This window comes from Acidovorax sp. HMWF029 (assembly GCF_003060895.1).
Lineage (GTDB): Bacteria > Pseudomonadota > Gammaproteobacteria > Burkholderiales > Burkholderiaceae_C > Acidovorax.
Genome location: NZ_QAIH01000040.1, coordinates 5,931 through 25,423, shown reverse-complemented (window position 1 = coordinate 25,423; position 19,493 = coordinate 5,931). Strand labels below are relative to the sequence as shown.

At 64.4% G+C, this 19,493-nt stretch carries 18 protein-coding genes; 12 read left to right on the top strand and 6 right to left on the bottom strand.

Annotation, left to right across the window (positions count from 1 at the left end; all coding sequences use genetic code 11):
• From DBR12_RS02555 to DBR12_RS02525, 7 genes are all read left to right on the top strand, one after another.
• On the top strand, window positions 1–735 hold a 735-nt coding region (locus DBR12_RS02555; protein WP_233244262.1), incomplete at its 5' end, for an SDR family oxidoreductase.
• A 40-nt stretch (window positions 736–775) separates the two neighbouring features.
• Window positions 776–1,147 (top strand): dihydroneopterin aldolase, encoded by a 372-nt coding sequence (locus tag DBR12_RS02550; protein ID WP_108615806.1) that lies wholly within the window; start codon window positions 776–778, stop codon window positions 1,145–1,147.
• Window positions 1,148–1,166: 19 nt separating this feature from the next.
• On the top strand, window positions 1,167–2,123 hold the full coding sequence (gene ttcA / locus DBR12_RS02545; protein WP_369861323.1) for a tRNA 2-thiocytidine(32) synthetase TtcA: 957 nt from the start codon (window positions 1,167–1,169) through the stop codon (window positions 2,121–2,123).
• 55 nt (window positions 2,124–2,178) lie between these two features.
• Entirely contained in the window at window positions 2,179–2,799 is a 621-nt protein-coding gene (locus tag DBR12_RS02540) for a DUF4136 domain-containing protein (protein ID WP_108615805.1), read from the top strand.
• An 81-nt stretch (window positions 2,800–2,880) separates the two neighbouring features.
• Window positions 2,881–3,522, top strand: a complete 642-nt coding sequence (locus DBR12_RS02535) for a histidine phosphatase family protein (protein WP_108615804.1) — start codon at window positions 2,881–2,883, stop codon at window positions 3,520–3,522.
• The gene (locus DBR12_RS02530; protein WP_108615803.1) at window positions 3,506–4,675 is read left to right on the top strand and encodes a DSD1 family PLP-dependent enzyme; all 1,170 of its coding nucleotides are present in this window, start codon (window positions 3,506–3,508) and stop codon (window positions 4,673–4,675) included. The genes DBR12_RS02535 and DBR12_RS02530 overlap by 17 nt, the downstream gene beginning before the upstream one ends.
• A gap of 79 nt (window positions 4,676–4,754) precedes the next feature.
• Window positions 4,755–6,545: a lysoplasmalogenase family protein gene (locus DBR12_RS02525; protein ID WP_233244261.1), complete on the top strand. Its 1,791-nt coding sequence runs from the start codon at window positions 4,755–4,757 to the stop codon at window positions 6,543–6,545.
• Window positions 6,546–6,579: 34 nt separating this feature from the next.
• Here the strand turns inward: DBR12_RS02525 and DBR12_RS02520 are convergent, their stop codons facing one another.
• From DBR12_RS02520 to ruvA, 4 genes are all read right to left on the bottom strand, one after another.
• Window positions 6,580–7,443 (bottom strand): hypothetical protein, encoded by an 864-nt coding sequence (locus DBR12_RS02520; RefSeq protein ID WP_146185449.1) that lies wholly within the window; start codon window positions 7,441–7,443, stop codon window positions 6,580–6,582.
• Window positions 7,444–7,475: 32 nt separating this feature from the next.
• Window positions 7,476–8,540, bottom strand: a complete 1,065-nt coding sequence (gene ruvB / locus DBR12_RS02515) for a Holliday junction branch migration DNA helicase RuvB (protein WP_108615801.1) — start codon at window positions 8,538–8,540, stop codon at window positions 7,476–7,478.
• Between the two features lie 111 nt (window positions 8,541–8,651).
• Entirely contained in the window at window positions 8,652–10,562 is a 1,911-nt protein-coding gene (locus DBR12_RS02510; RefSeq protein ID WP_108615800.1) for a trypsin-like peptidase domain-containing protein, read from the bottom strand.
• 120 nt (window positions 10,563–10,682) lie between these two features.
• A complete protein-coding gene (gene ruvA, locus DBR12_RS02505; RefSeq protein ID WP_108615799.1) occupies window positions 10,683–11,258 on the bottom strand; it encodes a Holliday junction branch migration protein RuvA in 576 nt (191 codons plus the stop codon).
• 93 nt (window positions 11,259–11,351) lie between these two features.
• Here ruvA and DBR12_RS02500 point away from each other — a divergent pair, with 93 nt between their 5' ends.
• The 5 genes from DBR12_RS02500 (at window position 11,352) to DBR12_RS02480 (ending at window position 18,427) form a co-directional block, all read left to right on the top strand.
• A complete protein-coding gene (locus DBR12_RS02500) occupies window positions 11,352–12,308 on the top strand; it encodes a PhoH family protein (protein ID WP_108615798.1) in 957 nt (318 codons plus the stop codon).
• A gap of 63 nt (window positions 12,309–12,371) precedes the next feature.
• Window positions 12,372–12,830, top strand: coding sequence for an rRNA maturation RNase YbeY (gene ybeY, locus DBR12_RS02495; RefSeq protein WP_108615797.1), 459 nt, complete (start codon window positions 12,372–12,374; stop codon window positions 12,828–12,830).
• Between the two features lie 124 nt (window positions 12,831–12,954).
• Window positions 12,955–13,695, top strand: a complete 741-nt coding sequence (locus DBR12_RS02490; RefSeq protein WP_108615796.1) for a sulfite exporter TauE/SafE family protein — start codon at window positions 12,955–12,957, stop codon at window positions 13,693–13,695.
• 268 nt (window positions 13,696–13,963) lie between these two features.
• Window positions 13,964–14,782, top strand: a complete 819-nt coding sequence (locus tag DBR12_RS02485) for an alpha/beta fold hydrolase (RefSeq protein WP_108615795.1) — start codon at window positions 13,964–13,966, stop codon at window positions 14,780–14,782.
• A gap of 21 nt (window positions 14,783–14,803) precedes the next feature.
• Window positions 14,804–18,427 (top strand): PAS domain-containing protein, encoded by a 3,624-nt coding sequence (locus DBR12_RS02480; protein WP_108615794.1) that lies wholly within the window; start codon window positions 14,804–14,806, stop codon window positions 18,425–18,427.
• 104 nt (window positions 18,428–18,531) lie between these two features.
• Here the strand turns inward: DBR12_RS02480 and dtd are convergent, their stop codons facing one another.
• On the bottom strand, window positions 18,532–18,999 hold the full coding sequence (gene dtd, locus DBR12_RS02475) for a D-aminoacyl-tRNA deacylase (protein WP_108615793.1): 468 nt from the start codon (window positions 18,997–18,999) through the stop codon (window positions 18,532–18,534).
• A partial coding sequence (locus DBR12_RS02470) for a cation diffusion facilitator family transporter (protein ID WP_233244260.1) occupies window positions 18,996–19,493 on the bottom strand: 498 nt, incomplete at its 5' end. The genes DBR12_RS02470 and dtd, both read right to left, overlap by 4 nt.

Below are 19,493 nucleotides of genomic sequence, written 5' to 3'. Positions count from 1 at the left end.
CGCCTGGGTCGCAGCATTGCGCTGGCGCTGGCGGCCGGGGGCTGGCAGGTGGCGGTGCACTACCGTTCGTCGCAACAAGATGCTATGAATACCATAGCATCTTGCGACCAACTGACGCGCGGCAGTGCCCTTTTTGACGCAGATTTTGAAGACGAAACTGCCGTGCGCGGCCTGCTGCCCCGCGTGGTGGCGCACTTTGGTCGCGTGGATGCGGTGGTCAACAGCGCCTCGCTGTTCGAGCACGACAACGCAGAGACGTTTGGCTTTGCCGCGCTCGAAAAGCACCTGCGCAGCAACACCGCCGCCCCCGTGCTGCTGGCCCAGGCGCTGCACCAGCATGTGGCCGACCGCATTGCCCAGGGTGAGGCCGACGCGCAAGGCGCCGTGGTCAACCTGCTGGACCAGAAGCTGTGGAACCAGAACCCCGACTTTGTGAGCTACACGCTCTCCAAGGCCGCACTCGAAGCCGCGGGCACCATGCTATCCATCGCCCTGGCGCCGCGCGTACGTGTGGTCGGCGTGGCACCGGGCCTCACGTTGACCAGCCACATGCTGAGCGACGAAAAATTTGCCCAGCTGCATGCCCTCTCGCCCCTGGGCCGCTCGTCCACCCCCGAGGACGTGGCTGCCACGGTGAAGTTTGCGCTGGAGAACCGGTCAATGACCGGCACCACGCTGCTGGTCGATGGCGGCCAGCACCTGATGAAGTTTGATCGCGATTTCTCGTTGATGTGAGCGCCGTACGTCCGCTCACTCAAGCCAGGACCTTTTCCCCATGACCCACGCTGTTGGCACCCAGATCCTCACGCTCACCGGTTTGCGCTTTGATGCCAACCTGGGCATTCTCGACCACGAAAAGACCGCCCCCCAACCCATTCAGGTCGATGCCGAGCTGAGCCTGGGCGTGCAGCCACTGGCCCCGCGCGACGACGACATCGGCCATGTGCTGGACTACCGCCGCGTGCGCCAGATCATCATTGACGAGTGCACGGCCGAACATGTGAACCTGCTCGAAAGCCTGATCGGCAAGCTGGCCAACCGCCTGATGCAACTGCCCGGCGTGCGGGGCGTGCGGGTGAAAATTGCCAAACTAGAAATTTTTGACGACTGCGAAGTGGCCATTCGCGTCGAGACAGGACAGTGGTGACCCCATGAACGCAGTATTGATGAACGAAGCGCCGACCTCGGCACATTCCGCTGGCTGGACCGAAGAATCCACCGAAACCGCCAGCGGCGCCGCCCGCATGAAGATCGAGCGCGAAACCCACAAGCTTGAAAAGCGCCTGTGCCGCGAGGTAGGCAAGGCCATCGTGGACTTCAACATGATTGAAGAAGGCGACAAGGTGATGGTGTGCATGTCGGGCGGCAAAGACAGCTATGCGCTGCTGGACATTTTGCTCAAGCTCAAGGCCCGCGCGCCCATCCACTTTGACCTGGTGGCGGTGAACCTGGACCAGAAACAGCCCGGATTCCCTGAGCATGTGCTGCCCGAGTACCTGGCCAGCACCGGCGTGCCGTTCCACATCGAGAACGAGGACACCTACAGCATCGTCAAGAAACTGATCCCCGAGGGCAAGACCACCTGCAGCCTGTGCAGCCGCCTGCGCCGGGGCATCCTCTACCGCGTGGCCGATGAGCTGGGCTGCACCAAGATCGCCCTGGGCCACCACCGCGACGACATCCTGCAGACGCTGCTGCTCAACATGTTCTTTGGCGGCAAGATGAAAAGCATGCCCCCGAAGCTGGTGAGCGACGACGGCAAGCATGTGGTGATCCGCCCCCTGGCCTACGTGGCAGAGAAAGACACCACGCGCTGGGCTGCGCACCGCAATTTCCCCATCATCCCCTGCAACCTGTGTGGCAGCCAGGAGAACCTGCAACGCAAGCAGGTGGGTGAGATGCTGCGCGAGTGGGAAAAACGCTTCCCTGGCCGGGTAGAGAACATGTTCAACGCCCTGCAGAACGTGGTGCCTTCGCACCTGCTGGACGGCAGCCTGTACGACTTCAAAAACGCCAAGGCCACGGGCATTGCCAGCGAAGACGGGGACAAGGCATTTGACAAGGAAGAGTTCACAGCGCCTTCGCCCACCTTGCCCGGAGTGCAGGTGGTGCAACTGTCGTGAACCCTTGCGGGCTGCGGCACTCTCACAGAGATCTTTTTTGCTGGAACCTCTGACCATGACAACCCGACGCCGCTGGATTCCCCTTCTTGTGCTGGGTCTGGCCACCGCCCTGCTCGCAGGCTGCAGCACCACGCGGGTGGTTGAAGGCCAGGTGCAGAGCTTCTCGACCCTGGCCGCCGTACCCGCACCCGCAACCTACCGCATCGAACGCCTTCCCTCCCAGCAGACCCCATCGTTTGACGCCATCGCAGCGCTGGCCGAGCAGTCGCTGACCCGCGCGGGCCTTCAGCGCGACGATGCCGCACCCCGCCTGCTGGTGCAACTCGGTGTGCAGGCTGATGCCGTGCCACGCTACGACCCCTTTCGCCCGCACGGCCCCTTCTACGGCCCCTACGGCCCCGGCCCTTGGGGCATGGGTGGCTGGTATGGCCGGGGCTGGGGCGTACATGGAATGTGGCGTTTCGGCGAGCCCACGCCCCTGCACCGCCGCGCAGTCAGCATCGTGATGCGCGACGCCGGCACCCAGGCCCTGGTGTACGAAACCTCGGCCGTGCACGAAGACGTCTGGGTGAGCGACCCGGCTGTGTATGGCGTACTGTTCGACGCTGCCCTGAGCGGGTTCCCGAAGCCACCCCAGGGGCCCCGGCAAGTGCGCCTGCCCCTGGCGCAGCAATGAAGCACTCCTACACACGGCTGCACGGCGGCCCCCGCCAGTTTTATCGGGCGCGAGCAACTTCCTGCGCTATGGAAAACTGATATGCAAGCCACCCGCATCGTTGCCATCCGACACGGCGAAACCGCCTGGAACGTGGACACCCGCATCCAGGGCCACCTGGACATTCCGCTCAACACCACAGGCCTGTGGCAGGCCGACCAGGTGGCCCGCGCACTTGCCGACGAGCCCATCGCGGCCATCTACACCAGCGACCTGCAGCGCGCCCACGCCACCGCCCAGGCCGTGGCGCGCACCACGGGCGCACCGCTCGCCACACACACTGGACTGCGCGAGCGCAGCTTCGGCCATTTCCAGGGCCGCACCTTTGCCGAGATCGAGGCCGAGCTGCCCGAGGACGCCCACCGCTGGCGCAAGCGCGACCCGCACTACGCGCCCGAGGGCGGCGAGTCGCTGGTCACGCTGCGAGAACGCATCGAACGCACCGTGGCCCTGCTGGCGCAGCAACACCTGGGCGAGCAGGTGGTGATGGTGGCGCACGGCGGTGTGCTCGACGTGCTGTACCGCCTGGCCACGCGCCAGGACATCCAGGCGCCGCGCACCTGGCAACTCTCCAATGCGGCCATCAACCGCCTGCTGTGGACACCCGACGGCCTGAGCCTGGTGGGCTGGGCGGACACACAACACCTGGACGACCAAGGGACCCGCGATGAAACCCATTCCTGACGCACTCCAGACCTGCATCGGCCAACGTGTGGACCTGATCGACACCCCGGCCCTGGTGGTGGACCTGGATGCCATGGACCGCAACATCCAGCGCATGGCCGACTTTGCGCGCAAGCACCATGTGCGCTGGCGCCCCCACGCCAAGATGCACAAGAGCGCCGAACTGGCCCTGCTGCAGCAGCAGGCGGGTGCGCAGGGCGTGTGTGTGCAGAAGGTGGCCGAGGCCGAGGCCCTGGCCGCGGGGGGCGTGCTGGACATCACCATCACCAACCAGGTGATTGCCATGCCCAAGCTGCACCGCGTGGCGCGGCTGGCCGCCCAGCTGGCGGCGCGCGGCGGGCGCCTGGGCATGGCGGTGGACCACCCCGAAGGCATAGCCCGCCTGGCTGAGGCCATGGCGCAGCACGGCAGCGATGCAGGCATCGATGTGCTGGTGGAGATCGATGTGGGCCAGGGCCGCTGCGGTGTGCCGCCCGGCGAGGCCGCCGTGCCGCTGGCGCTGGCCGTCTCGCGCAGCCCGCGCCTGCGGTTTGCGGGTCTGCAGGCCTACCATGGCCGCGCCCAGCACCTGGGCAGCAGCGTGGGCCGCCGCGAGGCGATTGCCCAGGTGGTGCGCGCTGCCAACCACACGCGCCAGCTCATCGAGGCCGAGGGCCTGACCGTGCCGATGATCACAGGCTCGGGCACCGGCACCCTTGTGCACGAGGCCGCAAGTGGTGTGTTTGGCGAACTGCAGGCGGGCTCCTTCATGTTCATGGACGCTGACTACGCCCGCAACGAGCGCGAGCCTGCGCAACCTGCGTTTGAACACGCGCTGTACGTCAAGACCCAGGTGGTGTCGGTGCGCGACACCCACGCCGTGTGCGATGCAGGCCACAAGAGCCACGCCATCGACTCCGGCCTGCCCACCGTGGCCCTGCTGCCCCCCGGGCACGCCCTGCGCTATGGCAACGGCGGCGACGAACATGGCCTGCTCTACGCCGACGCCCCCGAAGCCCGCCTGCCCACGCTGGGCCGCATGCTGTGGCTCATCCCCGGCCACTGCGACCCGACGGTGAACCTGCACGACTTCCTGATCGGCGTGCGCGGCGGCCTGGTGCAGGGTGTGGTGGAACGCATCATCCGGGTGGATGCGCGGGGGGCGCTGACGTAGGCGCGGCCCTCTAAACATTGCGGCTCTAGGGGTTCACCTGCCCCGGTGTGGGCTGGTTGCTGGCACACAATCCGGCGCCATGAGCCCCAGCCAGATCATCGTCCTTGCCACCCCGGTCTTCTTCCTGCTGATCGCCATCGAACTGGCCATCGGTTTCAAGCGCCAGCGCAACACCTACCGCCTGGCCGATGCCGTGAGCAGCATCAGCCTTGGGGCTCTCAGCCAGACCAGCGCGGTGTTCACCCGCCTGCTGCGCATCGGCATCTACACCGCCCTGTTCGAGCATGTGGCGCTATGGCGCAACGATGTGTTCTGGACCAGCCTGCCCGGCTGGCTGCTGGCACTGGTGTTCTACGATTTCTGCTACTACTGGCTGCACCGCATGGGGCACGAGTCGGCCGTGCTGTGGGCCGCGCACGCGGTACACCACCAGAGCCAGGACTACAACCTCAGCACCGCGCTGCGCCAGACCAGCTCGGGCGCACTGCTGGGCTGGATCTTTTATGTGCCCATGGCGCTCGCCGGCGTGCCGCCGCTGGTGTTTGCGGTGGTGGCGCTCATCGACCTGCTCTACCAGTTCTGGGTGCACACCGAGCAGGTGGGTCGCCTGGGCTGGTTCGATCGCTGGTTCTGCAGCCCGAGCAACCACCGCGTGCACCACGCGGTGAACGACGCCTACCTGGACAAGAACTATGGCGGCGTCTTGATCGTGTGGGACCGGCTCTTCGGCACCTTCAAGGACGAAGACGACCAGGAGAAATGCGTGTACGGCACACGCGGCCTGCTCAACAGCTGGGACCCGCTGTGGGCCAACGCCCAGGTGTATGCGGGCTTGGCACATGACAGCTGGCACGCGCGCAGCTGGCTCGACAAGCTCAGGGTCTGGATCAAGCCACCCGGCTGGCGGCCTGCGGACGTGGCGGAGCGTTTTCCCAAACCGGCCTTCAGCATGGCGCAAATGCAGCTGTACCACCCGCCCATGTCGCGCGCCGTGCAGGGGTTTGCGCTGGTGCAGTTTGGCATCTTGCTGGCCGGGGTGGCGGCCTTCCTGTGGCAGGCCGACGCGGCGCCGCTGGCGCGCAACGCGATCTGGTTTGCGGTGCTGCTGGTGAGCCAGTGGGCACTGGGCGCCGTGATGCAGGGGCGCATCGGCATGGGGATGGCGCTGATGCTGCAAAGCGCCGCCCTGGCCACCGCCACCAGTGCGCTGGGGCTGACCGAATGGCACTGGGTCTTCAAGCCATTGACGATGGCAATAGCTATTATTTTGATAGCAATAAGTGCTTATCCATTGCGCGGAGAAGGCCTTTTTGACACCAAAAACTGGTGGCTGATGGCGGCGGCGCTGGCCGGGTCGCTGGCGGGCGATGTGTTTTTGATGCTTTCGGGCTTCTTCATCCCGGGGCTGGTGAGCTTTCTGGTGGCGCACCTGTTTTATGTGGCGCTGTTCAAAAGCGGGCAGCGCTGGTTTCCGCACCGGGGCGCGCTGCTGACCACGCTGGGCATTGGCGTGGCGATGTATGCGTTTTTGTGGGTCGGTGGCCTGCCGCCCGCGCTGCGCGTGCCCGTGGCGGCCTATGTGCTGGTGATTGCGCTGATGGCCGCCCAGGCCATGGGGCGGGCGGCTGTGCTGCGCGATGCGCCTTCGCTGCTGGTCGCTATCGGCGCGGGGTTCTTCATGCTGAGCGACGCGCTGCTGGCCACCAACCGCTTTGTGCAACCCCTGCCCTGGTCGCAGGTGTGGGTCTTGTCTACGTACTACGCGGCGCAGGCGCTCATCGTCGGGGGCTGGTTACAAGGGCAGCGGGCGGGCGGCAACGCCCCAGGCCATTCGTACCAGGCTCCCCCCTCGGCAACCATCTCTACCTGAGGTCACCCCGCCGCTGCAGCGGCGCTGCCCTGCGTCAAGCCCGTTGCCGCATGGCTTCCAGGGCCACGCGCGGCAGGTGGAAGACGCCCGCCGCAGCCGAGGCCGCCGCCAGCCACAGCAACACGCCCGTCCACCACAGGGCCCAGACCCAGGCGTTGAAGTCGGCGGGTGCCGCCTGGGCTTTGGCCTGGATGGCGGGCAAGGCCACGCCCGCCAGCCCCCGGGCACCCGCGAACCGCACACAGGCTTCGCCCCAGACCCACGCGGCAAACGCCGCCAGGCTCACGGCCATCAGCACCAGAAACACCCGGGTCTGCCCCAGCCACTTGAGCGCCGCCACGCTGACCACGAGCGCACCAAACGCCACGGCAATGGCCCAGCCCGACAAAGGCTCCCGCGCTAGCGACAGGCACACTGGCAAGGCCACCTGCACCGGCCACAGCGGCCAGGAGGCCCCCGCCCCGAACAGCCCGCGCCACATAGGCTGCCACGCCTCCATCACCGCCAGCCCCACGGCCACGGCCGCCAGACAGAACCCGCCGCCGTAGCGCCAGGCGGCGCGCGGGTCCACCGGCAAATCACGTGGCGGGCCCCAGCGCCTGCGCAGCGTGCACACCAGGGCCCAGGCCCAGACACCATCGGCCGCCAGCCAGACCAGCGCAGGCAAGCCCATCAGGCTGACGGGCGCCCCCACAAACACCGGAGCCACGCCGTAGCACAGCGTGATGAAGGCGTGCAACACCACGCTGGCGCACACCGACACCAGCGCCAACTGCTGCACGGTCCATTGAAACGGGCTCAGGCCCATCAGGGCCGCGAAGTCTTCGTCCTGCAGCGGAAGGCCGGACTTCTTGCGGGGAGGAAGGTGTTTGCGGCCACGCCGCCTTTGCCGCGCCATCGTCGCGTGCGCTGCCAGCCTGCGCCTGGGGCTCAGGCCCCGAACAGATCGGGGTTGCCGCGCTGCGCCGGGGGCTGCAGCCCCAGGTGGCGGAATGCTGCGAGCGTGGCAATGCGCCCGCGCGGCGTGCGCTGCAGAAAGCCCTGCTGGATCAGGTAGGGCTCGATCACGTCCTCGATGGTGCCCGCCTCTTCGCCAATGCTGGCGGCAATGTTGTCCAGCCCCACGGGGCCGCCATCAAAGCGGTGGATCACGGCTTCGAGCAGCTTGCGGTCCATCACGTCGAAACCTTGCGGGTCCACGTCGAGCATGGCCAGCGCCTTGTCGGCAATGGGTTTGGTGATGCGGCCATCGCCCTTGACCTCGGCGTAGTCGCGCACGCGGCGCAGCAGCCGGTTGGCAATGCGTGGCGTGCCCCGCGAGCGGCGGGCAATCTCGAAGCCACCTTCGTCGTCCATGGGCGCGTTGAGCAGGCCCGCGCTGCGCTTGACGATGCGCGCCAGCTCCTCGGAGGTGTAGAACTCCAGCCGCGCCACGATGCCAAAGCGGTCGCGCAGCGGGTTGGTGAGCATGCCCGCACGCGTGGTGGCACCCACCAGGGTGAAGGGCTGCAGGTCGAGCTTGATGCTGCGCGCCGCAGGCCCTTCGCCGATCATGATGTCGATCTGGTAATCCTCCAGCGCCGGGTAGAGGATTTCCTCGACCACGGGCGAGAGGCGGTGGATCTCGTCGATGAACAGGACGTCGTTCTTTTCAAGGTTGGTCAGCAGCGCCGCCAGGTCCTTGGGCTTCTCCAGCACCGGGCCGCTGGTCTGGCGCAGGTTGACCCCCAGCTCAGCCGCAATGATGTGGCTGAGCGTGGTCTTGCCCAGCCCCGGCGGGCCGAACAGCAGCACATGGTCCAGCGCCTCTTCCCGCTTGCGCGCCGCACCGATGAAGATTTCCAGCTGCTCCCGCGCCTTGGCCTGGCCCACGTACTCCTGCAACAGCTTGGGCCGCAGGGCGCGCTCGATGGCCTCCTCCTGTGGGGAGCTGGGCGCGGCGGAGACCACGCGCTTGGTGGGGGCGGGGGCGAAATCGTCGGTGTGGATGGTCATGTAGCGAGCGCACCGAGCCCGCGCAGTGCGCGGCGGTCCGATAAGGTGGAGCAGTGAAAACCCCCTCAAAGCGGCAACAAAAGAAGAATTGTGTTGCCGCGCTTCTACTTCTTACTGAGTGGTCCATGCATGGTACATGGGGCCCTCGTACCGGAAGTCTGTGTGCACCTGGATCACGAAGTCACGCTCAGCGGCACTGATGGTGTAGAAATGCGCGCCGGTCTTGCTGTTGTAGAAACGATAGATCGGAGACGCACCATTGCCAGAGGCAGTTTGGGCATACCAGCTAACGACTTCGTAGCGGAACTCGGGGAAGTTGGCAATCACAAAATCTCGCTCAGCGACGCTGCCGGAGTAGAAATGTGCGCCGCTGGTCGCATTGTAGAAACGGAAAACAGGGTCTTTGCCGGAACTCTCATTGGGGTACGCATAGAAGGCGATGTTCTCGTAACCAAACTCGGGAAAAGTGCGGATCACGAAATCCCGCTCTGCGGCACTGGCTGTAAAGAAATGCGCGCCAGTCTTGCTGTTGTAGAAGCGGTAAACCGCCGTACGCGCCGTGCTCCCGCCTGTGGGAGCCAGCCAGTTCTTCAACGCGGCGTTGTAAGCGACATCAAAGCGCCCGTAAAAGTCCGATGAAGATTTGTTAGTACATACCGCACTGCCACCATACAAGGTGCCTATGACCTTGCCGCTACGGAACAGGGCGGAGCCGCTGCTCCCACCTTGCGTCGTGCCCTGACTCCAGTTCACACGATAGTAATTGCCGCTGGTCCCCGAGCAAGAGAAACTTGTCCCGGACGTAGTCGCGCACGCGGATTGCCCCATCACTGTGCCATAGCTCAGTTTGAGCAAATCACCGCTGGGGTGATGTAACCCGATGATGGACGCACCCAGCCCGACGGTGGAGGCATCCCACCCTGCAAAAACAGCCCCTGCAGGCGGTGTGTCACTGAGCAGCAGAAGCGCCACATCGGTCTCTGCACTGGCATAGAGGAGTTGGGCCCCACCGACCTTCCTGGAACTGGAGCTCTGAAGCGCACCGCTGTTGCAACTGGAAGAACGGAAAAACCAATCTGTCCGCAACGTTGAGGCTACAGTTTGATCGGATATGCAGTGATTTGCGCTCAGAAAATAGGGCTTCCCTGTCGAATTACCATCATTGAGCAGTGTGCCCGTGCACAAATAGGACTTCGCGTCTTTGACAAACACCATGCGCGCAACCGCATTGCGCTCACTTGCCCCATCTGAGTGGCAAGTGGCATCGAGATTGCAGGAATCCGAATCCCCAATGTCCTTCGTACTTTGTTGTTGGGCTCGGAGCTCCTCTTCTGTGGGCACCGCAAGATTGACAAAAATATGCGACAGCGTGGGCACTGAAATGTTCAGTGCAGTCGTTGCCACGCTGCGGGGCAGTTCGACTTCCAGCGTCGCTTCTCCTTCGCCAGTATCAGGGGTCCACCAAGTCCTCGCGGCATCCGATTGATCGCCCGCAGCTTGGTTGCGCTCTATCAACTGCAGAATTTCGTGCCCCGAAATTTCGAACACCTTGCCCGGAGAGGCCTGGGTGTAAACACGCACTGTCGCGCTGCCCGGCAGCTGCTTGACAAGCACCCCCAGGCGCACGCCATAGGCCCCCTCTGCCCGAAAACTAATGGCGGCTACAGCGCCCCCGGCCGGGGTCTCTTTCCACTGCCAAAGCGATTGGGTTGCTGAGCCCGACTTGGTGGCGGACACATCACGGCCAGCACCTATCAGCCGCGGCCCCACTGAAGCGGAAGCCTCGGTCTTCTCAACGGCGAGCGCTCCCAGGCTGACCACGGATGCCTTGGGTGCTGCGGCTGCACTGCGCGACTTGACGCGCGCCACATCCTGCACCGCGCTGTCAGGCTGCACACGGCTTTCCACCGAGGAGCGAACCTGCATGCTTGCAGGGGCATCACTCGATCCTCCACAGCCAGACAGCACAGCAACTGCAGCAGTAAGGACAAGCGCCCAACGCCGGATGAAAAATTCTTTCATTGTCAAATCCTTTGTTTCACACAGACCTACGCTGGGGAGCCTTTGGAGCCCGACCGCACCGCACCAGGCCAGACAAACACAACCGCACAGCCTCCCACTGGCTTGATCGGAACGCAATTATTAGCGAGCCAACGCCTTCAGCGCCATCTTGATCCCCTCACTTACCCCCACCTCCGCCGGCAGCGCCTTGAGCGCCGCCGCCGCCTCCTTGTCGTTGTAGCCCAAAGCCAACAGCGCCTGCAGGATGTCGGCCTGTGCATCGCTGGTGGCCGCGCCACGCACCGCCCCCATGTCCGCCCCCAGCTTGCCCTTGAGCTCCAGCAGCAGGCGCTCTGCCGTCTTCTTGCCGATGCCCGGCACCTTGACCAGGCGCCCTGCCTCCTGCAGCGAAATTGCCTGGGCCAGATCGCCCACACCCATGCCACTCAGGATGGACAGCGCCGTGCGCGGGCCCACGCCCGATATCTTGATCAACTCCCGGAAGGCCTGGCGCTCCTGCGCCGTGCCGAAACCATACAGCAGCTGCGCGTCCTCGCGCACAATGAACTGTGTGAGCAGGCTCACGCGCTCGCCCACGGCGGGCAGGTTGTAGAACGTGCTCATGGGCACATTCACCTCGTAGCCCACGCCGTGGCAGTCCAGCAGCACCTCGGGGGGATTCTTCTCCAGCAGGGTGCCGGTCAATTTGCCTATCATTGATGTCCTTTTGCCGACGCTGGCGAGCCGCGCGGCATTGCCACACGGCATGCGCCATGTGGCCATTTCCTTTGCCTGACGGGAATTATCAGCGTGATCCTGCGCCACACCTTCACTCCCCACAACAACACCCGGCTGACCCACCTGTGTGGCCCGGCCGATGCCCATCTGCGTACCATCGAAGAGGCGCTGCAGGTCAGCATTGCACACCGGCACGAGCAGTTCAAGGTCGACGGCCCCAAGGCCAAGGCCACGCAGGCGATGGAGCTGTTGCAGGCTCTCTACGAAATCGCCGAGCGCCCCATCCCCGAAGACCATATCCAGCTCATGCTGGCAGGCGACAGCGAACTGCTGGAAGCGCCGGACGACGCCATCGTCCTCAACACCCGCCGCACCGACCTGCGCGGCCGCACGCCCACGCAGAACCTCTACCTGCAAAACATCGCCACGCACGACATCACCTTCGGCATCGGCCCTGCGGGCACGGGCAAGACCTACCTGGCCGTGGCCTGCGCCGTGGATGCCCTGGAGCGCAGCGCCGTGCAGCGCATCGTGCTGACGCGCCCGGCTGTCGAGGCGGGCGAACGCCTGGGTTTTCTGCCCGGCGACCTGGCGCAGAAAGTGGACCCCTATCTGCGCCCCCTGTACGACGCGCTGTACGAGCTAATGGGCCACGACAAGGTACAAAAGGCGTTTGAGCGCAACGCCATCGAAATCGCCCCCCTGGCCTTCATGCGCGGGCGCACGCTGAACAACGCCTTTGTGATCCTGGACGAAGCACAGAACACCACGCCCGAGCAGATGAAGATGTTCCTCACCCGTATCGGCTTCGGTTCGCGTGCCGTGGTCACAGGCGACGTGAGCCAGATCGACTTGCCCAAGGGCGCCATGAGCGGCTTGGTGGACGCGGAACGGGTCCTAAAACGCGTCAAGGGCATCGCCGTCACCCACTTCACCAGCGCCGACGTGGTGCGCCACCCGCTGGTGGCACGCATCGTGGACGCCTACGACGCCCCACGCCGCGCGGCAGCCACACGCAGCCGAGAATAAAGCTATTATTTTGATAGCAAATAAACGTTCCCCATCAGGCGGAAGCAGCCAAAAAACATCACAATGCCATTGAACCAACTCTCCTTGTCGCTGCAATTTGGCGCCTTCGACGGCGCAGCAGCACACCGCGCCGTGCTTCCGCGCCACAAGGTCACCCGCTGGATCCGCCACGCGCTGGCCACCGACGCCGAGATCACCGTGCGCATCGTGGGCGCCGAAGAAGGCCAGCAGCTCAACCGCGAGTACCGCAAGAAGGACTACGCCACCAACGTGCTCACCTTCGACTACACGCAGGAGCCGGTGGTGACTGCCGACCTGGTGCTGTGCGCCCCAGTGATCGAGCGCGAGGCCAAGGAGCAGAACAAGAGCCTGGAAGAACACTATGCCCACATGCTGGTGCACGGCACACTGCACGCCCAGGGCTGGGACCACGAAACGAGCGAGGCGGATGCAGAAGAGATGGAGGCGTACGAGACGGCCATCATGCAGGAGCTGGGGTTTGCCGATCCCTATGCACCATAGCGGAGCACAACACAAAGCACTTCCACCTTTTTCCAACCCAATTTAGACCAAGAAGCGAAATATCTCCACCTAAGATCAGCCCAATGATCACAGCGGGCCCAGTGAACCGCGCCGTGGAGGAGATATGTTCGAAACCGCCCTGCTACTCACCGCCGCCTTCGTCGCTGGCGCCCTCAATGCCGTTGCCGGTGGCGGCAGCTTTCTGACGCTGCCCGCTCTCGTCTTCACTGGCGTGCCGCCCGTGGTGGCCAATGCCACGGGCACGGTGGCGCTGCTGCCGGGTTACATGGCGGGGGCCTGGGGGTTCCGGGAGGATACGGCGCCGCCACCAGGGCTGTCGATGCGTCTGTTGGTGGTGCTGTCGCTCATCGGTGGCGCGGCGGGGGCGGCGCTGCTGCTGGTCACGCCCGATGCCACCTTCCGCCGCGTGGTGCCCTGGCTGCTGCTGGCGGCTACGGCGCTGTTTGCGTTCGGGCCGCAGTTGCGCCGGATGCTGGCGGGCGGCACGCCGTCCACCGCCAAGGCCACCGTGGGTGTGCTGGCCGTGGCGGCCTATGGCGGGTACTTCAACGGGGGGCTGGGCATCCTGCTGCTGGCGCTGTTTGGCCTGCTGGGGCAGACCAACCTCAACGCCATGAATGGCCTCAAGAACTGGGTGTCGGCCCTGCTCACTGCCATTGCCGTGGCCATCTATGCGGTCGGTGGAGTGGTGCAGTGGCAAGAGGCACTGATGATGATGATGGCCGCCACGGCAGGCGGCTATGGCGGTGCGCGCGTGGCGCGGCGCATTCCGGCGGACTGGCTGCGCGGCGGCATTGTGCTGACGGGGCTGGTGATGGCGGGACTGTTCTTCTGGCGGCAATGAACAAGCAAGGCGCGCGCAGGGTTGGGCGCGTACCACGGACAACTGCCGCGTTGAATTGCGTCGGCAACCAGGCCCCCACAGCAAGCACAGCAAGCAAAGGCCCAAAACGACGTAGCCACACTGTCACTGCAATATGCCGTGGTCAGCCGGGTTACCCCCGGCCCATTCCCCCGTCCAAGCAGCGCCTGCGTCGCTATAGTGCATGGCAACCTACAAGCTCGCCGGAAACGCTTTTCCGCGATACCTTATCAACCCTAGGAGATGCGCCATGGGCAGCGTTTTGAAGCGAAACAATGTCAGGGTTCTGGGCAACGAAGGCCCTGTGCTGATGTACGCGCACGGCTTTGGCTGCAGCCAGGACATGTGGAGCTTGATTACGCCTGCATTCAGAGCGACGCATCGCCAAGTGCTGTTCGACTATGTGGGCAGCGGCGGCTCCGACCGTGCGGCGTTTGACCGATTGCGGTATGCCGATCTTCGGGGCTACGCGCTGGATGTCGTGGAAGTGTGCGATGCCCTGGGCCTCAGCGCGGGGGTGACCTTCGTGGGCCATTCCGTGAGCTGCAGCATCGGCATGCTCGCGTCCATCGAGCGGCCTTCGCTGTTTGACCGGCTGGTTTTGCTAGGTCCATCGCCATGCTTTCTGAATGACCCGCCCGGCTACGCGGGGGGCTTCGAGCGTGACGACCTGGAAGGCCTGCTGGCCCTGATGGATCAGAACTACATGGGATGGGCCAACTACCTCGCGCCGGTGGTGGCGGGGACTGCAGGAGCCGGCGATGTGACCAGCACGCTGACCGACAGTTTTTGCTCAACGGACCCATCCGTTGCAAAAGTGTTCGCCAGGGCCACATTCTTCGCGGACAACCGGGCCGACCTGGCCAAGGTCTCGCGGCCATCACTGCTATTGCAACACCGCAACGACACTCTGGCCCCGCTTTCCGTCGGGGAGTATCTCCACGCACACCTGCCGGACAGCACACTGCAAGTGCTCGACGTTGCCGGCCATTGCGCCCACATGAGCAACCCGTCCCTCGTGATCCATGCCATGCGTGACTACCTTGATCACGCTGCCGTCGCCGCCTGAAGCAAGGGCCAGGCCCCTTTCATGAATCTGCTGGACCAATTGCCCTGCGCGGTGGTCGTATCGAACGAAGCGGGCCGCCTGCTGGACGTCAACACAGCCCTTCTCGCGCTGGCGGGAGGAACACGCGAGGATCGCATCGGAGCGTTGTTCGAAGAGCTGCTGCCCCCAGCCAGCAGAATCTTCCTGCAGACCCACATCTGGCCCACCTTGCTGCGGGACGGGCAGATCAGTGAAATCCATTTGCAAGTCATCGGTGGCGACAAAGCCCGCGTGCCGGTACTGCTCAATAGCCGCCGGGGGGAATACCAGGGAGCTCCCGCCTATTTTTGGAGCCTTGTCTCCACCCACGAGCGCCACCGCTTCGAGGCTGAACTCATTGAACAGCGCAACCTGGCAGAGTCGGCGGGCCTGGCGCTCGGCGAAAGCCAGCGTTTTATTCGCGCCATCACTGACGCGATCCCAGGCATGGTGGCGTACTGGGGTAAGGATCGGCAATGCCGCTTTGCCAACCATGCCTACGCGCAATGGTTCGGCAGGCAGCCGCACGAGTTGATCGGCATGTCACGCGAAGAACTGCTGGGCGAACGCATCGTTGAATGGAACGAGGAATACGCCCATGGAGCGCTGGCAGGGCATGAGCAGAATTTCGAACGTGCAGTGACCAATTTTGATGGAAGTCGCCGCCACATCCTGGCGCACTACGTCCCCGATATCGCAGGCAGCGAAGTACTTGGCTTCTTCGTCAATGTCAGTGACGTCACGGCACTCAAGACAGCGCAGTTGGCTCTGGAAGAAGCCCAGAGGCTCGGCCAAACGGGCAGCTGGAGCTGGCACGTCGAGGGAGATGTTGTGACGTGGTCTCCCCAGATGTACGCGATCCTCGGCGGCGACCCGCAGGCCCCGGCGCCCGGTTTTGCTGATCAATCTCGCATCTACCAGCCAGACGACTATGCCAGGCTTGCAGAGCGGGTATCCCATGCGCTGCACACTGGCGAGGGCTACGTCCTGGATCTGCGCTACCGGCGACCCGATGGCCGCACAGGCTGGGTGGAGGCACGTGGCGAGGCTGTATGCGATGCGTCTGGGCGCATCAGCGGCCTGCGCGGCACGCTTCAGGAAATCACACAGCGGCGGGAGCAGCAGCAGGCGCTGGAGGCGGCGCAAGGTCGACTGCAGGCGATGTACGAAACCACGCCAGCCATGATGCATTCGATCGACGCGCAGGGCCGACTCCTGTACGTGAGCGATGCGTGGCTCGCTTGTCTAGGCTACCGCCGCGAGGAAGTCATTGGCCGATTGTCGTCAGACTTCCTCACCGAAGAGTCGCGCCAGCGGGCCCAAGAGGAAGTCCTGCCGAACTTCTTTGCGGCGGGCCGGTGCGACGAGGTGCCCTACCAAATGGTCACACGCCAGGGCGAGATCATCGACGTGCTGCTGTCCGCACTTCTGGAGCGCGACGAGCACGGCCAGCCCCTGCGCAGTCTCTCGGTCAGCCAGGACGTGACGCTTCGCAGGCGTGCGGAGACCGCCCTGGTCAGAGAGCACGAGCGACTGCGCAACCTCATAGAGGGCACGAATGCAGGCACCTGGGAATGGAACGTTCAGACCGGGGAAGTGGTCGTCAACCCTCGCTGGGCGGAGATCATCGGCTGGACGATCGAAGAACTGGGGGTGGTCACCAATCAGTACCGTGCGGACATCGCCCACCCGGACGAACTGCCCCAGACTCAGCAGCTGCTGCGAGAACATTTCGCGGGCCGCAGCGATGCCTATGTGTCCGAACTGCGCCTGCGTCATCGCGACGGCTCCTGGATTTGGGTCGAAGACCGGGGACGGCTCATCACACGCACCGCCGACGGCAAGCCCGAGTGGGTGTTCGGCATCCATATCGACATTTCCGAGAGAAAACGCCGTGACGATGCCATGCTGCAACTCAGCGCCGAACTGGCGCAACAGCATGAACTGATGAGGGTCACCCTCCAGTCGATAGGGGATGCCGTCATCACCACCAATGCCGACGGGTTGGTCAGCTGGCTCAACCCGGTGGCCGAGCGCATGACAGGGTGGCTATCTTCGGAGTCAATCGGGCGCCCCTTGCTGCAGGTGTTTCACATCATCCATGAAGAAACGCGCGAGCCCGCGCCCGATCCGGTAGCGGCGTGCCTGGCCGAGGGCAAGACCGTAGGCCTGGCCCCCAAAACCCTGCTTATTGCGCGCGACGGCACCGAATACGGCATTCAGGACTCCGCGGCGCCCATTCGCAGTCCACAGGGCGAAATGCTCGGCGTTGTCCTCGTCTTCCACGATGTCAGCGAGCAGCGCAGACTCAGTGGCGAGATGACCTATCGCGCCACGCACGACTCGCTGACCGGCCTTGTAAACCGCGCGGAGTTCGAGTCACGACTGCTCAGAACACTGCGCCATGCACAGGAGAACGACAGCAAACACGCGCTGCTCTACATCGACCTGGACCAGTTCAAGCTGGTCAATGATGCGTGTGGCCATGCCATCGGAGACCAGTTGTTGCAGCAGGTCAGCAAGCTGCTGGGGGACTCGATCCGCACGCGCGACACACTCGCGCGCCTGGGAGGCGACGAATTCGCCATCATCCTGGAGCACTGCACCATGGAGCAGGCGAGCCGCGTGGCCCAGAAGATCTGTGACCGCATGAACGATTTTCGATTCATCCATGGGGAGAGACGCTTTCGGATCGGCACCAGCATTGGCCTCGTTCCACTGGACAAACGCTGGGCCAATGCAGCAGCCATCCAGCAGGCTGCCGATGCCTCGTGCTATGCGGCCAAGGAGGCCGGGCGAAATCGCGTCCACGCATGGTTTGAAACCGACGCCACCATGCGCGAAAGAAACCATGAGATGCAGTGGACGACCCGAATCCAGCACGCGCTGGACCACGATGGCTTTGTGCTGTTTGCGCAGCGCATTCACTGCCTGCAAGATCAAGCGCAGGGCATTCATGCCGAAGTGCTGCTGCGCTTGAAAAACGACGATGGCTCCCTGGTGCAGCCCGGTGTGTTTCTGCCTGCGGCCGAGCGCTTTCACCTGGTATCGCGCATCGACCGCTGGGTTCTCAAAAATGCGGTCCACTGGCTTCAAGGCCTGGACGAGCCTGGGCGGGTCGACAGTCTCAGCGTCAATCTCTCGGGCCAATCCGTGGGCGACAGAGCCTTTCACGCATGGGCACTCGCATTGTTCTCAGCGGCAGGGGCGGAAACCTGTTCCAGGCTCTGCCTGGAAATCACCGAAACGGCCGCTGTCACCAACCTGGCGGACGCGGCAATCTTCATCGGCCAGGTCCGCGCTGCTGGGGTGAAAGTCGCGCTGGACGACTTCGGTGCTGGCGCATCGTCGTTCGGGTACCTCAAAGCCCTGCCTGTGGATTACCTCAAGATCGACGGACAGTTCATTCGGAACCTCCTCAGCAATCCACTGGACGAAGCGGCGGTCCGCTGCTTTGCCGATGTCGCCAGACTGATGGGACTGGAAACGGTCGCTGAGTTTGTCGAAAGCCCTGAGGTGCTGCTGCGCCTCAAGGAGATGGGGGTGGACTACGCGCAGGGATACCTCAAGCATTGCCCCGAGCCCATCGACCGCCTGACCCACCTTATGGCGGATTTGCCGGCGTAGATGCAAGGCATCTCGGGAAGCGCGACACAGCCGCTCTGAAAAATCCCGAGAAAATATCATCTAGCGCTTATCCATCAAGCGCTAAAAGCTATCATTTTTGACAATCAAACCGCCGCAGGCGCAATGCGCAGCGGTATGGTCACCGGCCCATCGTTGACCAGGTGCACTTGCATGTCGGCAGCAAACTGGCCTGTGGCCACCAAGGGGTGGAGTGCGCGCGCCTGGGCCACAACGTAGTCGTACAGCCGCCGTCCGTCATCGGGCGCGGCGGCCTGGGTGAAGCTGGGGCGGTTGCCACCCGTGGTGTCTGCTGCCAGGGTGAACTGGCTCACCAGCAGCAGGCCCCCGCAGGTTCCGCGACCATCCACATCCTGCACGCTGCGGTTCATCTTGCCCGCGTCGTCGCTGAAGATGCGCAGCTTGAGCATCTTGGCCAGCAGCTTGTTGGCCTCGGCCTCGGTGTCGCCCCGTTCGGCGCACACCAGCACCAAAAGGCCCACGCCGATGGCGCCCACGGTCTGCCCGCCCACATCCACTCGCGCTTCACGCACACGTTGCAAGACACTGATCACTTCACTTCATCCTTGGGTTCGTCACGGGGGTCGTCAAAATGCGCTTCCACATCGCTGGGCAGCAGCTCGATGGTGGCGCGCAGGCCAGGCACGGCGGCCATCAGTGCGCGCTCGACCTGGCCGCGCAGTTCGGCGGCGTGCCGCAAGGTCCAGTCGGCAGGCATGTGCAGGTGCATGTCCACAAACTGGCGCTGGCCCGCACGGCGAGTGGAGACATGGTCGAACCGCACGGCACCCGGCGCCTGGGCCGCCACAAACTGCTGCAGCGTGGCGTCGATGGTGGCCTGCACCTCGGGCTCCACGGCCGAATCCATCAGGCCCTGGGACGACCGCCACACCAGCTCCACGCCTTCCTTGAGGATGTTCAGCGCCACGGCGATGGCCGCCACAGCATCCAGCCACAGCCAACCCGTGAGAGCTGCGCCTGCAATGCCCACCAGCACACCGGCCGAGGTCCACACATCGGTCACCAGGTGGCGGGCATCGGCCTCCAG